Source organism: Mycolicibacterium lacusdiani (assembly GCF_021916785.1).
In the GTDB taxonomy this organism is placed as follows: Bacteria; Actinomycetota; Actinomycetes; order Mycobacteriales; family Mycobacteriaceae; genus Mycobacterium; species Mycobacterium lacusdiani.
The window spans coordinates 77,017-91,119 of the sequence record NZ_JAKCFC010000002.1; the positions used below are offsets into that span (position 1 = coordinate 77,017).

The following is a 14,103-nucleotide window of genomic DNA, read 5'->3' on the forward strand; positions in this document are numbered from 1 at the left end:
GGAAGGGGGTGTTTCAGGTCTTGCAGGAGCCGTCAGCCGACGATGGGCTCACCACGTCGCGGGGCTGTTGGTTTGGTGGGCCACCAGCTGGCTTCGCGTAACAGTGTGGCGATAGCGGGCACGGTGAGGGTGCGCACGAGGAAGGTATCGAGCAGCAATCCGAAGCCGATGATGAGGCCGGCTTGGATCATGATGGCGACTGAGCCGACCATGAGGCCGAACATGCTGGCCGCGAATATCAGACCAGCTGAGGTGATGACGGCTCCGGTGTTTGCCACGGTGCGCAGGACGCCGACGCGGATGTTGGTCCCGGATTCTTCGCGGAGCCGTGAGACGAGCAGCATGTTGTAGTCGGCGCCGACGGCGACGAGGATGATGAATGCCAGTAATGGTACGGGCCAAGCGATTTCGTAGCCCAGTCCCCATTGGAATACCACAACGCCGATGCCGAGCGAAGCGAGGTAGTTGAGCACGACGGTGCCTAGTAGGTAGAGCGGTGCCAGGAGTGCGCGCAGCAGTAGGACCAGGATGACGCCGACGATGATTATGGTGGCGACGGCCAGTTGTGCGAAGTCGGCCCATAGGAATCGTTGGATATCGGAGTTGACGGCGGGGAAGCCGGCGACGGATACGGTGGCGTCGGCGAGCGACGTGTTGGGTCGTGCGGTGTTGGCGGTGTCGGTGATGCGGCTGGCGAGCTCCATGGCTTCGACGCTGTAAGGGTCGTGGCTGCTTTCGATCATGAACCGCGCGGTCTTGCCGTCCGGTGAGAGGAATTGCTTGGCAACGTCGGTGAATTGCCGGTTCTCGAATGCATTAGCGGGCAAGTAGAAACCGCTCGAGGAGTCGGAGTCCGCCGCTGCGCGTGAGGAATTCTGTAGTTGGGTGGCGATCTGGCTCATGCCGGACAGCATTTCGATGTTGCTGTCGGCCAGGGTGCGGACACCGGTCGCGAGTGCTTGAGCGCCGGAGGCCAGCTGTCCGATTCCCTCCTGTAGTCGGCGGAGGTTGGTGGCCAGGTCGTCGGGATCACCCAGGGCTCCGAATGCCTTGTCCAGCGAGGCGACTGCGTTCTGGACGTTGGCGAGGGTGCCACCAACGGTGGCATTGGTCGCGGGATCGTAGCGGTCCCCGAGGTCGGCGATCTGGTCGAAGAATCCGCTGTCGCGCAGGCTGACCAAAATCTTCACCTGGTCACGAATTTGGGCGCACTGCGGGGTGGCGGCACACCACGGTGAGGTGTTGAGCGCGCCCACGAGTGGATCGAGCTGGGTGATCGCGTTCTGCGCCTGGTTGGCCAGCGGTCGCAGTCCTGGGCCGGATTGGATGGCTTGGTCGACGGCGGGGGCGGTGGCGGAAAGTTGTTGCAGCAGTGGGCGGAACTGGTTGACCTGAGTTCCCGCGGATTGAGCTTGGGTGAGGATTCCGGCCAGTGGCGCGAGGGCGGTGCGCACCGTGCCATCGAGTTGGGCGAGGCCGTCGGCGAGCTGGTCGGCGCCGCCGGTGAGTTTGGCGAGGTCGTCTTTGCGTGAGTTGCCCTCGGCGACCGCGCTGGCCATTTTGTCGCCGATCTGGCCGTTCTGCCAGGCCAGTTCCGCTTGGTCGAGGCGCTCCCCGGTGGGGCGGGTGACTCCGGACACCCTGGTGACGCCAGGGATCTGGGAGACGCGAGAGGCCATCTCGTCGAGATCGGCCAGCCCCCTCCCGGTCCGCATGTCGGTCGGGTTCTCTACGACGAGGAACTCGCTGATGACGACGTCCTTGCGGAAGTGGCGGTCCAGAAGTTGGTAGCCCTGGTTGCTGGCCGTGGTGTCTGGTTGTCCCTTGCGGTCGTCGTAGCTGATTTTGATGGTCGCAGCGGCTGCCGATAGGGCGAGCAGGATGGCCAGGCTGACGATCAGCAGTGGCACCGGACGGCGGACCACGGCGACGGCGACGCTGTTCCAGTAGCGGCGGGTGCGATCGGATTTGGGTTCACCGATGCCGCGTTTGGCGGCTAGCGACAGCACGGGTGGCAGCAGGGTGACGGTCGCCAGAAATCCGAACAGCACGGCGATGGCACACGCGGGGCCCAGGGCGGCGAAGACGCTGAGCCGCGCGAAGACCATGGCCAAGAACGCGAGTGCCACGGTGGCGGCGGACGCCAGGATGACGCGCCCGATGCTGGCGGTGGCGTGGATGATCGCCTGATCAGCGGGTACTTGGGCGCGGCGCTGCTCGTGGTACCGGCTGATCAGAAAAACTGTGTAATCAGTTCCGGCGCCGAGCAGGATCGCCGTCATGAATGCGACGGTGAACTGGGAGACCGGCATGCCCATCTCGCCGAGGGCGGATAGCACGCCGCGCCCAACCGCCAGGCTCAACCCGATTACCAGCAGTGGCAACAGCGCGGTGAACACTGACCGGTAGACGATCAGCAAGATCAGGGCGATCACGCCGGCGGTAGCGATTGAGATCAGCAGCAGGTCGTGCTCGGCGGAGGCGATCATGTCGCTGAAGGTCGCCGGTGGTCCCGTCACTTGGACGGTCGTGGTCGATCCGGTGAACACCTCCGCGGCGATGTCGCGCACCGCGTTCAAGGATTCGGCTGCCGTGGGGTCTCCGAGGGTGCCGGTGACACCGACGGGCAGATACCAGGCTTTGCGGTCGGCGCTGACTGCCTGAGCTTCGGTAATCGGATCGGCCAGCAGGTCCTGCACCAGCAGGACGTGGTCGCCCTCGGCCTGCAACCGGCGCACGAGTTCGCCGTAGCGCTGCCGTGCAGTTGGAGTCAAGCCAGTGGGGTCTTCCATGGCGACGAACACCATGGTTTTCGAGCCTTCTTCGCCGAACGCGGCGCTCATGCGGTCAACCGTCTGCAAGGACGGGGCGTCGCGAGGAATGAGGTCCACCGACTGTTGGCGAACCACGGTTTCCAGCTGTGGGAACAGCAGCGCGAGAACCACCGCGGCACCTAGCCATACCCCGATGACGAGCGCTTTGTGTCGGAGGGTGAACCGGGCCAGGGTCGCCAACCGTTCGCTGTACTCGCGAGTGTCGGCCGGGTCGGTGGATCCGTTGGCGCGCCGACCAGGCCGCTTGGCCTGGCTTGGGGCATCTGCACTGCCGTCGGTCACTTGGCCTCCACTGGTAGCGATACTGCCGGTATCGGTACGCTACCGCACGTAGTGCAAGTGGTGACGGCGACCGGTGGTGGCCTCGCTCAAGAGCGTCATGAGTCGACTCCCCACGGGATTGCAGCGGGCCAGTCGGCCACGAATACCTGCACGGCGTGCAGGGCGCCTCCTACCGCCACCCTCGCCAGTGCCGCACGATCACTGCTGGGAGCAGGAATGACGACAGCCGCTGCCACGTCTCTGAGAACTCGAAGTCCGAGCGTTCTGATCGTCAAGCGCTGCCCTCCGCGGAGTCCTATGGTGGCACGCGCCCCCACTGGTGGCGGATGCCACCAGATTGTTGCGACCTACTGTGGTTTGCCAAGATGGACATGTGCGGACGCGGTCGAAGAGATGGGGCGGGCGTACCGGTGCTGAACGCCGGGCGGAGCGCCGTCAGCGCCTCATTGATGCCGCGACGGAAATCTGGAGTGAAAGCGGTTGGGCAGCAGTCACGATGAGAGGAGTGTGCGCCAAAACCGGCCTGAACGACCGTTACTTCTACGAAGACTTCAAGACCCGCGACGAGTTACTTGTCGCTGCATGGGACGGCGTGCGCAACGAGATGCTCGGTGAGGTTTCTGCGACGCTCGCAGAACGCATCGGGCAGCCGCCGATGGAGACCATCCGCGTGACCATCGCCGCGGTGGTCGACCGGATTGCAGAGGATCCGGGCAGGGCGAAGATTCTACTGGCTCAACACGTGGGCAGTTCCCCGCTTCAGGATCGGCGCGCTGTCGCACTGCAGGAGGCGACACACCTGGTGATCGCAGCCAGTGAGCCACACCTGAGGCCGGAAGCCGATGAAACCGCCCTTCGAATGGACACACTGGTGGCCGTTGGTGGCTTCGTCGAATTGATCACCGCATGGCATGCAGGTTTGCTTGACGTCATCCAGGGGGAGATCGTGGAGCACACGAGTCGGCTTGCCGAGACGCTCGCCGAACGTTATTTGGTCGACGACGCTGGCCTCTAATGTTGTACAGCGGCGTTCAGTGTTCAGTCCGGAATGAAGCAAGCGGAGGCACCTCGACATTCGCGAAGCGCGGCCGGGAGGCGCCAGAAGCTAGCTCTGAGGTTTGGCTTTGGTCGTGGCCGACTCGACTGCGTTCTGCAGCAGCACATAGCTGCCGAGGCTGCCCAGGAAACCTGCGCAGTGCTGAACGAGTTCATCGGTGGTGAACTCGAGTTCTCCGTCGAGCCAGCGGCGCAAGACTTCGAATAACCCACCCACGCCCAATGTCGAGGCCAAATGGGCAACGCCCACTGCGGAGTCGGCGATGTCAAGGTGAAGTCTGGCCTCACGCAATACGAGGTCGGTGAAACCGGTCATCATGTCGCTGCGTAACTCCCGAAGCAGCGGCTCCGTTGCAGATTCCACGAACAAGATCCGACCCAGTCGAGGATCGTTGTTGATCATGCTGACCAGCCCGCGGATCGGCGCGTACGCGAGCACCTCGGGTGGGGCGCCGGCATCGGGGATCGCGTCAACTATCACCTCCTGGAAGGTTGCGTAGAGCTGCTGGTAGACAGCTCGCAAGAGGGCGTCTCTGTCAGGGAAATGCTGATAGAAGTAGCGTGACGTCACGCCGGACTCAGCGCATACGGCAGTCACCGTGGCGGCGGCAACGCCGTGCGTGCCGATCAACTCCATCGCGGCCTCGATGAGACGCGTGCGCCTGTTCCGGTGACGCTCCTCGGCGGACATCCCGCTGTACACCCGCACCGATCGCACAACGCATAGCTTGCCATCTAATTCTGACTAGGCGTAAAGTCAGATCATCAGTGCCCATGACAACAGGAGAACAACATGAGCGACGATTCGTCCACACGGCCCACCACGCGGGTCGTCCCGAAGCCCCGCCGTGTCCGATTCGACATGCCTGCTGGGACCAGCCGGCAGCACTTCGTCGATGGCGACTTGGTGATGAGCCACTTTGTGTCCACCTTGTCGGCCACGTTCCCCGAAGGCGAAGACTTCTTCATCCGGTCAGTCCGCGAGTACCGGGACCACATCAGCGACGCTGACCTGAAGGAGGCGGTCAAGGGATTCATCGCTCAAGAGGCCACCCACCGGCACCAGCATCGGCTGCTCAACGATCGCCTTCAAGCGATGGGCTATCCCACCGAGGGGATCGATCGGCATATCAAGAAGTTGGTTGGCCGACTCGAGAAGCGTTTTTCTCCCAAGATGCGCCTGGCTGTGACGGCAGCCCTCGAGCACTACACGGCGACATTCGCCGAGATCATTCTCACCAGCGACGAAGCTCAAGAACTGATCGGCTACACCGAGGTGCGGCCGATTCTGCTTTGGCACGCACTGGAGGAATGCGAGCACAAGGCCGTCGCTTTCGATGTCTACGAGACGGTCGGTGGAAGCGAACGCACCAGGGTCTGGGGAATGCGGATCGCCAGTCTCCTATTGTTCACCGAGTTGGTCATCCAGACCACCCGCTCTCTGGCCGGCGATCGTGCCGCCTACAACCCGGTGCGGTTGCTGCGCAGCCTTCGAGCCTTCCGTCATAACCCGCTGTTCAGCCGAGCAGCGATTGAGCGCTTCCGTTCCTACACCCACGCCGGGTTCCATCCCGACGACTGGGATAGCGCAGAAATCCTCGAACGTTGGACCAAGGAACTCTTCGACGCCGATGGCGGCCAACAGCTACGGAGTAATGTGTAGGTCGACAAGTACTTTTGTGGTGAAAGCCGCCATATGGAACGACCTCTTCACGAAGAAGTGCGTTGCGCCGTGGCCGCATCGCGCGTTCAGGCATTCCGCTGATGCGGGCGGAAGGGCCATTACCGCCGTCCCGCGAGCGTCCGAAGACGTCCCGGCAAATCTGGACACAAGTTGGCGCCGTGTCAGCGGGCGCGCATGTCTTCTACGAATTGCTGTCCGGAGTTGCGATGCCGTTCGCGTCGGTGATTGGTCCGGTGCCGGCAGCGACGGGTTGGGGCATGAGCACCGCAGTAGTACTTCGCATGGCGGAACGTGCCGATAAGCGTCACGAGGCTGTCCTCGGTGTTGTGAACGGCCTGTTCCTGACGACCGTGTTGGCTCACTTCATACACTGGCCGAAGCGCTGGAGATTTGGTGTGCCAAGCCTGTCCGAGTGCGAAGGACTATGCGGCCCAATCCTGGTGCCTTACAACGGTATTCTCTACATTTCGGGACTCAGTGCTGTAGCCGGATTGCTGGAGAATGGTCGCCGAGGTGCGGTCCGTGGTGCGATCGTCCCGCTGGTGGGTGTTCCAGTTCTCCTTCGACTGCAGCGGATGGAATTCCGTCGGCTCAGGCTTCAGGCCCGGCGCAATCCTCGGTGGTGGAATCGCCGTCTGCAGATGCAACCGCCCGACCGTTCGACATCGTCAGATCCCGACCAACAGGTGCTAGGGGCAGAGTCATAGCACGGAGTCGACATGGCGAGCCGATCACCCTTCAGTCAACGGAGGGTCGAACTCCGTCAGGGGGCCATGCTTCGAGGCCGTCTTCTAGCGGCACGTGCAAGGACCGCAGCAGCGCTGAGAACAATCTCCAATTCCCGATCGCGGCGACGAGTTCGACGAGGACGGCCGGGTCCCCGTGCAACGCGCGCTGACACTCAGCCCAGGTTTCATCCGAGATGGTGCCGTCACGCAACGTCTCGTCTGTCGCCGCCAGTACCGCCCGCTCGGCTTCGCCGAAGTGGCCGGCGTTCTGCCAGTCGCGCACCCCGAGCAGGTCGCGTTCGGGCACTTCGAGCAAGCGGGCAACCCTCCAGTGTTGCGTCCATTCATAGACCGAATCAGTGACCCAGCCGATTCGCATGATGATCAGCTCCCGTAAACGCGCATCCAGCGCGCCTTTCCACAGCAACGCCTCCAGCATTCCATGCAATGCGACGGCCACAGGGGGCTGATGAAGCGCGATCCTGAAAACAGACAGTTCAGCCATGGCGTCCGGAATCCCGCATTGAGCGGCGCGCTCGCGGGCATCTGTCAGGGCAAGCATGTCAACCCGGCTTTGGCTGCTCACGGTGGATCCTTCCGGTTGGGCGCTAGTTGGCGCTGTCAGGCGATCGGCACAAAGACGTTGTGCAGAGCGGGAACCCGGTCCGGCTCGTTGCCGGCCAGAAGGTCGAGCAGCCCGGGCAGGCCGGCGAAACCGGTGATCTCGCGGTGCAATTCTTCGAAGGGCCAACGCCTAGAGACCAGCAGCTCGATGGCGCTCTGGTAGGCGGGGTAATCGACCCCCAACGAACCGAAGATGCGTAGTTCTTTGAATACGAGCAGGTCTGGCTCGAAGCCCGGCGCTCCTCCGCCGCCGCGTGTGCCCGCGACCACCACGCGTCCGCCGGGCTGCGCGAGTGCGACGGCGTCCGCGAATGCGGCTGGCGCCTTCGCGGTGACGTCGACGACGACATCTGCGAGCCGGCCGGTCGCCATTTGCAGGGCCTGCGCCGGGTCGTCTTCGGTGACGTCGATGGTCAGGTCCACGCCGAACTGGTGGGCTGCGGCTAGCCGAGTTCGGTCGCGAGGGCCGACCCCGGTCATCGCGACGAATGCCGCTCCGGCCTCCTTGGCGGCTACGGCAGCACAAATCCCGCGGATCCCTGGTCCGAGGACCGCGACGACGTCGCCCGGGCTTGTCTCGGGCAACATGGCAGCCCATTTGATCCCTGCGCCAAGCGGATTGAACAACGTCGCGACGATCGGGTCGAGTCCGTCCGGGACCGGCAACAACATGGAATCGAACGGCAGATGCAGGTGGGTTGCGTAGCCTCCCCACAGGCCGGGCGGGATGTTGGCGTCGACGAAGCCGAACATGGTGGCGAGGCCGTTGCTCGAGCACCTGCGATACTCGCCGCGGCCGCACGAGTCGCACTCCCGACACGATCGGAACACCTCGACGGCGACTCGCTGACCCACCGAGACGCCCCAACGCTGGCGCGCGGCGTCACCGATTCCCTCGATGACGCCGATGATCTCGTGTCCGGGGATGAAGGCGAACCCCGTCGGCAGGTGTCCGCTGAACTGCTCGTGGTCGGTTCCGCAGAGCCCGCACGCCTCGATCCGCAGGAGACCGGACTCGTCGTCGATGCGCGGCACCGGAAGATGCCGCCGTTCAAGGGTGCGCGGCTTGGTCAGCACGAGCGCGTCGGCGTTCACGACAGTTCGAATTCGACGTGTCCGTCGGCCTGCCGCACGGCGACTTGGTGTCCGACGCACATGTCTCGTGACATTGCCACCGCCACCTCGGCATCGTCACTGCGCGCCGCGACGCGGCGGCCGTCGGTCATGCGCGCGAAAATCGGCACCCAGGAGGGGCCTTGGTCACGGTCGTGCACGACGGTGTATCCATCTATGGTCGCCTCTCCGGATGCGTCGGCGGGAGAAGCGACCGGGAGGGAGGTGCCGTCGATCGCAGACTGCGCATCGGCCATGTCCGGAGTCTGCCATCCCGTTGGCGGTGGGGTCGCCGACCACAGACCCAGCGAGTGCTTTGTGATGTACCAGCCCAGTCCGGACACGAGCCCGACGGCGTCCGGGTCGCTCCTGCAGCGTCGCACCATCTCGACGATCGAATGGCTGACATAGTTGTTACCCGGCCCTCCGTGGTAGGGCAGTCCGCCGGTCACCGTGAACCCGCGGTCATCCGCCGGGTCGAGATCCAAGGCGTCGATCGCCGCCTCGACCGCGGAAGGAAAGCAAGAGTAGAAATCGAACCATCTGATGTCGTCGATGTGAAGTCCACTGGCCGCCAATACCGCCTTGCCGGCGGCCCTTATTCCGGCGGAACGACCCAGATCAGGCCGCTGAACCGGGAAATACACGTCGTTGCATGTGGCCGACGACCACGGGAAGACCCAACGATCACTGGGCACTCCGAGTTCCTCGGCGACTTCGGCGGCCATGATCACGAAAGCGGCAGCCATATCCACGGCAATGATGCTGTTGAGCAGCTTCGGATACGGCTCGCACACCATCCGGTTAGCCGGGGAGACCGTGCTGAGCTCGTCTGCGCTACGGGCACGCGGAAACCAGGCCTGCTCGGGATGTCGGGACGCCTCAACCGTGAACGGAGCCATCAAGTCACCCAGCCAGCGGCGCTGTTCGTCGAATGTGCGGCCTGATCGGGCCGCGATCGCGGATTCGAAGATCGGGTACACCTCGTGCGGCCAATGTAACCCGGCGCCCATCTCGGCTTCGCTCAGTCCCGGGCGGGTGTCACCGAGTGACTCGTCCTGTGCTGCGACGGGTTTGGGCTCCAAAAGTGCGCTACCGGATGCGACTTTGCGTGCTGACGCGCCGCTTTCCGCTCCGACGATCAGAGCCGCGTCGCTGACGCCGCGCCAAATGCGGCGGCCGAGGACCTCGACCAGATACTGGGGGGTGTTGCCGCCGACCGGACAACTGATGCGATGATTCGGCGTCAGTCCAGTCGCTTCGGCAATCCTCGACGCGGGGTTGTCGCGTGGGATCATCAAGATTCCGGGCGTCGCCACGGTATCGATGCGATGCCCGATCGCGGCCGACGCATCATGCAGTGCTCGACGCGCGGCCTCGGCGGCCAAATCGATGGGATCGACGGTGCCTTCACCGCGATGTGTGAGTTCACCGACGCCGACGACAACTGGAGTGCGTGGTGGGATGGCCAACGGTCAGATCACGCTCATCGTCGAGGTCTTCTATGCGACACGACTGCGATATTGTCACATCCGTTTCCATGCGACAACCGCGGGTGTTCGACAGAGCGAGTCCCTTGACAGGGCATACTCGTACCCGTGACGAAGAGATCGTTGCGGCGGGGCGACGCGACTCCTGGGCGAAACCGCGATATGGCGCGCGATCGCCTACTAGACGCCGCCGAAACGTGCCTGCAAGGCAAGGGGCTGTCGGGCACCACGATGGAGGATATCGCCAGGCAAGCGGGCGTATCGCGCGCCACGGTCTATCGCTACTTCGCGAGTCGCGAATCCGTCGTATCCGGTGTCATCGTCCGCGCAGCGGAACGCTACCTGCACCGCACCAGCGGACGGATCTTGGCGCACACCGACTTGGGCTCTGCCATACTGGACTTCGTTGCAGTCACGGTGCGCGCGGCACGCCGCGAACCGATAATCGGCATGCTCTTCGCCAGCGACGATGAACTCGCCGGCGTGGGACTGGCCGAGGGAACGTCGGTGGCGCTGTTCGAACTCGTCGCCGAGTTTCTGCGACCCGTGTTCGCCGCACACTGGCATCAACTCGAAGCCGGCGTTTCGGTCGATGACGCCGCCGAATGGATTTTGCGCATCATCCTCAGCTTGCTCTCGGTTCGCGGCCCCCGGCACCGCAGCCCCGAAGGAATCGACGCTTTCTTGCGCCGATTCCTGCTTCCCGCGCTACTGGCCGACACTCACAGTTGCATTGCTGCGACAACTGCGGAGTAGTGTCTCAGCGATGGCATCGGTATCGCTGAACGAAACGAGGCGCTGACCATGGACTTCCCCCAGTTCAACAAGCAAATAGCCGAGGAGCTCCAGCACGCGGGGGGAACCTCGGGAGGGCTCGCCAAGTACTTGGACTTCCGCCACATCGAGTTCTCCGCCGGGAGACTGGTAGTGGAAATGGACGCCCGAGCCGATTTGTTGACTCCCTTCGGCACTCTGCATGGCGGATGCCTGTCAGCGATGGTCGACCACTGCTTGGGCGTGGTGTTCTATCCGGTGATCCCACCTGGGTCATGGGTGGCCACAACCGAATTCAAACTGAACCTCCTACGTCCGGTGTCCAGTGGAGTCTGCGTTGCGGTCGCCGACATCATCGCGCTGGGTAAGCGTAGCGGCGTCGCCAGGATCGACATCACCAATACGGGACGCCCGGTATGCGCCGCACAGGGAACAGTGACCGTCGTCGCCCAGAGCGCCTCGTGATCCGGTCGCGGAACGAGAACGCTGCCCAAGGCGACCATCGAGGACACAGCAAATGACCTCAACGTTCGAGCGCGTCCGCAACGAAGACGGAACCGCCCTTGCAGCCGATGTCTACCGACACGAATCCGCCCGCGCGGTCGTCATACTGCTGCACGGCGGTGGACAGAACCGCCATGCCTGGGCGACTACGGCGCGCCGCTTACACGCGCGCGGGTATACCGTCGTCGCTTACGACGCCCGCGGTCACGGCGACAGCGAGTGGGACCCCGATGGTCGATACGATCTCGACCGACTTGCATCCGACCTGCTGTCCATTCGCCGATATGCCAGCGATGGCCGCCCGCCAGCTGTCGTTGGCGCATCCTTGGGCGGCATGACGGTGTTGGGAACGCATTTGGTGGCGCCTGCCGATCTGTGGGGAGCCGTCGTACTGGTCGACATAACTCCGCGAATGGAGTTTCACGGAGCACGCCGGGTCGTGTCCTTCATGGGCGCCCATCCCGACGGATTCGATACACTGGACGCGGCCGCGGACGTCATTGCCCAGTACAACCGGCATCGCGCTCGGCCCAAGAACTTGGACGGCCTCCGAAAGGTCTTGCAGCAGCGCGACGACGGTCGGTGGATCTGGCGATGGGATCCGGCGTTCATAGCTTCCAACTTCGAGTTCCTGCAGGGCGACCCAGCAACTGGTGCCAAAGAATTCGGCGCCATAAGCGACCTTCTCATCGAAGGGGCCCGCCGGGTGCGAGCACCAACGCTTCTCATTCGCGGCGTTCACTCCGACGTGACGTCGCAGCAGTCGGTCGAGGAGTTCCTCGAAGTCGTACCGCACGCCGAGGCTGTCGACGTTTCGGGCACGGGCCACATGGTTGCGGGCGACGACAACGACGCCTTCGCCTCGGCAGTCGCAGATTTTCTCGACCGCACGCTGAACGACTCGTCGGACTGAGCGTCATTCAGGGCCCTGCGATGGCCGCGGCCCGGCCACTCTGGTTCGTTGTCGAGGTGTCAGAACTACCTCCATGAACGGAACCCCGGCGGCGCAGTATCGGCGCATCCGAAGGCAGCGATGCCAAACCGTGTGGTTCGACCATCGCCTGGGCCGAATTATCATTCGAACCGAAGCATTTTGCTGGTGGGCGCTGTCCAGGTCGGATCGAGCGGTCGGAGTTCTCCGAACCAGTGCCCGCACACCTTGACGATCACACCCGCCGCCGGGGCGACCCGGATCAGATCGGCGCTGCTGTTGGGATCTTGGAGTCAGTCGACGGCCGGGGGCGAGTCCAGAGGGGAGCCTACTGCTATCCAGGCTTCAGCTTCGGTATGCGGGAGGCGGGCGGGCATATCCGGCGCCCGATTCGACCACCTCGTCAGAGCGGCGGGCGTTCCTTCGCATGAGCAGTTCCGGAAACTTCGTGGCCGAAACGATCGAGAAAGTCGTCTATTGCGGCCAGGGCGGTGCTGATCGTTCCTCGCAATGGGGCTGCTCCGGCCGCGAAGGCCGCAAACAAGGTTATTGCGAGCAGACAACTCATGCCTCCGCCTTCCTCGTCACGCGCAGCCGTTCGCCGTGGCCCACAGCAATGGCTCGTTCGGCTGCTGAAATGGTAAAACGTGGCTCACCGCTCCTTAACAGCGTAGATACCCGGAGCCGCGATCGGTATGTCTCGAAGGGTCGAACCTGCGGGCGTCTGTTGTCTCGCAAAGACAAGTAATCGAGTACGGTCGCAGCTGTGCTTGATTCATCCGAAGTTCAAGACACCCCCGGTCACGCGGTTCATCACCTATTCCGAGACCTCGGCGACCTCGTCAGAGAATTGCCCGAGTCCATACATGGCCTTCTGATTGAGCAAGTTGCCGAACTCGCTGCCGATCAACAGCTCAAAGAGCTACTGAGTGACACCGTCGCCGCGAACGTAGACACTTGGTTCTCCGTCGTCCGTCACTCGATCCCGTTCGACCGCATGGAGTCACCGACGGCCGCCCTTGAACACGCCCGGAGGATGGCGCAACGCGAGGTACCCGTCAACGCGCTGCTGCGGGCATACAGGCTCGGGCACCAGTATGGATTGAACCTCATCATCGCTGGCCTTCGGAGCGCGGACCTACCGCCCGAGGAGAAATTGGCGCTCATTGAACACATCACCCGTGTGTCTTTCCGCTACATCGACTGGATGTCTGAGCAGGTCTTGGAGACATATCAGACTGAACGCGCGGAGTGGGACGAGAGCCGACGAAGTTTGCGTGCACAAGCCATTCGAGAGATCCTCGACGGACGCGACGTAGACCTGACCGAGGCGTCGTCGGCTATGAGGTACTTCTTGGGCGCAACGCATGTGGCTCTCATGGTATGGCTCGACCGAGATGCGGGCGCCGACACCGACGAGTTCATCGCCATGGAGCGCTTCATGCAACACGCGGTCTCCGCCACTGGAGCGAAGCAATCGGTCTACTTCTCCATCGACCGCCTCGTCGGATGCGCATGGATGACGGTTCACCGCCCGTCGGACCATTTATCGCAGCTGCGCGACTTCGTCCGGGCTCAACCTGACGGCCCAAGACTTTCCGTCGGTGAACCACTTCCGGGGATTGAAGGCTTCCGTCGCACCTACCGACAGGCTGAGCAGGCCCGTGTGGTCGCGATGGCAGCCGACGGCTCCTCACGGCACCGGATCGTCGCTGCACGAGATCCCGGTGTGGCCCTGGCCTCGATGCTGATGACCGATGACGCGACTCTGAAGGAATGGATTCACGATGTGCTGGGCCCGTTGGCTCAGAACACTGCATCGGACCAGCGTCTACGAGACACGCTGAGGGTGTTCTTGCGTGCCGGTTCCAGCTTCAAAGCCGCGGCCAACGAATTGCAGATACACGCCAATACCGTCAAGTATCGCGTAAATCGAGCACTCGAGCGCCGCGGTCGCCCGATCGCCGCGGAACGATTAGACGTCGAGGTCGCCCTACTGATGTGCTATTGGCTCGGCGAAGTAGCACTGAACCCAACACAAGCCTTGGGGCGGTCCTAGTCGTTCGTGTCCCGCGAACGCCCT

At 63.4% G+C, this 14,103-nt stretch carries 11 protein-coding genes; 6 read left to right on the top strand and 5 right to left on the bottom strand.

Going from position 1 to position 14,103, the window contains the following annotated elements; translation table 11 throughout:
* Positions 1-32 precede the first annotated feature (32 nt).
* Positions 33-3,116: an MMPL/RND family transporter gene (locus tag LOK44_RS05375; RefSeq protein WP_163795409.1), complete on the bottom strand. Its 3,084-nt coding sequence runs from the start codon at positions 3,114-3,116 to the stop codon at positions 33-35.
* 373 nt (positions 3,117-3,489) lie between these two features.
* Between LOK44_RS05375 and LOK44_RS05380 the strand changes: the two genes are divergently transcribed.
* Complete coding sequence (locus tag LOK44_RS05380) at positions 3,490-4,131, top strand: TetR/AcrR family transcriptional regulator (RefSeq protein ID WP_085981140.1); 642 nt, start codon at positions 3,490-3,492, stop codon at positions 4,129-4,131.
* Positions 4,132-4,221: 90 nt separating this feature from the next.
* On the opposite strand, the gene LOK44_RS05385 is transcribed toward LOK44_RS05380, so the two are convergent.
* Positions 4,222-4,863, bottom strand: a complete 642-nt coding sequence (locus LOK44_RS05385) for a TetR/AcrR family transcriptional regulator (RefSeq protein ID WP_011895470.1) — start codon at positions 4,861-4,863, stop codon at positions 4,222-4,224.
* A gap of 102 nt (positions 4,864-4,965) precedes the next feature.
* Between LOK44_RS05385 and LOK44_RS05390 the strand changes: the two genes are divergently transcribed.
* On the top strand, positions 4,966-5,835 hold the full coding sequence (locus tag LOK44_RS05390; RefSeq protein ID WP_105387184.1) for a metal-dependent hydrolase: 870 nt from the start codon (positions 4,966-4,968) through the stop codon (positions 5,833-5,835).
* Between the two features lie 759 nt (positions 5,836-6,594).
* Here LOK44_RS05390 and LOK44_RS05395 read toward each other — a convergent pair.
* The 3 genes from LOK44_RS05395 to LOK44_RS05405 are packed head-to-tail and all read right to left on the bottom strand — an operon-like array spanning position 6,595 to position 9,793.
* The gene (locus LOK44_RS05395) at positions 6,595-7,170 is read right to left on the bottom strand and encodes a carboxymuconolactone decarboxylase family protein (RefSeq protein WP_372481192.1); all 576 of its coding nucleotides are present in this window, start codon (positions 7,168-7,170) and stop codon (positions 6,595-6,597) included.
* A gap of 35 nt (positions 7,171-7,205) precedes the next feature.
* Positions 7,206-8,303, bottom strand: coding sequence for a zinc-dependent alcohol dehydrogenase (locus LOK44_RS05400; protein ID WP_163795408.1), 1,098 nt, complete (start codon positions 8,301-8,303; stop codon positions 7,206-7,208).
* Entirely contained in the window at positions 8,300-9,793 is a 1,494-nt protein-coding gene (locus LOK44_RS05405; protein WP_163795407.1) for an acetyl-CoA acetyltransferase, read from the bottom strand. The genes LOK44_RS05400 and LOK44_RS05405 overlap by 4 nt, the downstream gene beginning before the upstream one ends.
* A 180-nt stretch (positions 9,794-9,973) precedes the next feature.
* On the opposite strand from LOK44_RS05405, the gene LOK44_RS05410 reads away from it, so the two are divergent.
* From LOK44_RS05410 to LOK44_RS29655, 4 genes are all read left to right on the top strand, one after another.
* Positions 9,974-10,567 (top strand): TetR/AcrR family transcriptional regulator, encoded by a 594-nt coding sequence (locus tag LOK44_RS05410; protein ID WP_174266912.1) that lies wholly within the window; start codon positions 9,974-9,976, stop codon positions 10,565-10,567.
* Positions 10,568-10,615: 48 nt separating this feature from the next.
* A complete protein-coding gene (locus LOK44_RS05415) occupies positions 10,616-11,050 on the top strand; it encodes a PaaI family thioesterase (RefSeq protein WP_011895463.1) in 435 nt (144 codons plus the stop codon).
* Between the two features lie 52 nt (positions 11,051-11,102).
* A complete protein-coding gene (locus LOK44_RS05420; protein ID WP_163795405.1) occupies positions 11,103-12,002 on the top strand; it encodes an alpha/beta fold hydrolase in 900 nt (299 codons plus the stop codon).
* A 784-nt stretch (positions 12,003-12,786) separates the two neighbouring features.
* Complete coding sequence (locus tag LOK44_RS29655; RefSeq protein ID WP_163795404.1) at positions 12,787-14,079, top strand: PucR family transcriptional regulator; 1,293 nt, start codon at positions 12,787-12,789, stop codon at positions 14,077-14,079.
* Positions 14,080-14,103 lie beyond the last annotated feature (24 nt).

Excerpts from the sequence above, each read along its gene's own strand:
- LOK44_RS05385 (WP_011895470.1), bottom strand. The coding sequence starts at position 4,863 with ATGTCCGCCGAGGAGCGTCACCGGAACAGGCGCACGCGTCTCATCGAG.
- LOK44_RS05410 (WP_174266912.1), top strand. The coding sequence starts at position 9,974 with ATGGCGCGCGATCGCCTACTAGACGCCGCCGAAACGTGCCTGCAAGGC.
- LOK44_RS05390 (WP_105387184.1), top strand. The coding sequence starts at position 4,966 with ATGAGCGACGATTCGTCCACACGGCCCACCACGCGGGTCGTCCCGAAG.
- LOK44_RS05415 (WP_011895463.1), top strand. The coding sequence starts at position 10,616 with ATGGACTTCCCCCAGTTCAACAAGCAAATAGCCGAGGAGCTCCAGCAC.
- LOK44_RS05420 (WP_163795405.1), top strand. The coding sequence starts at position 11,103 with ATGACCTCAACGTTCGAGCGCGTCCGCAACGAAGACGGAACCGCCCTT.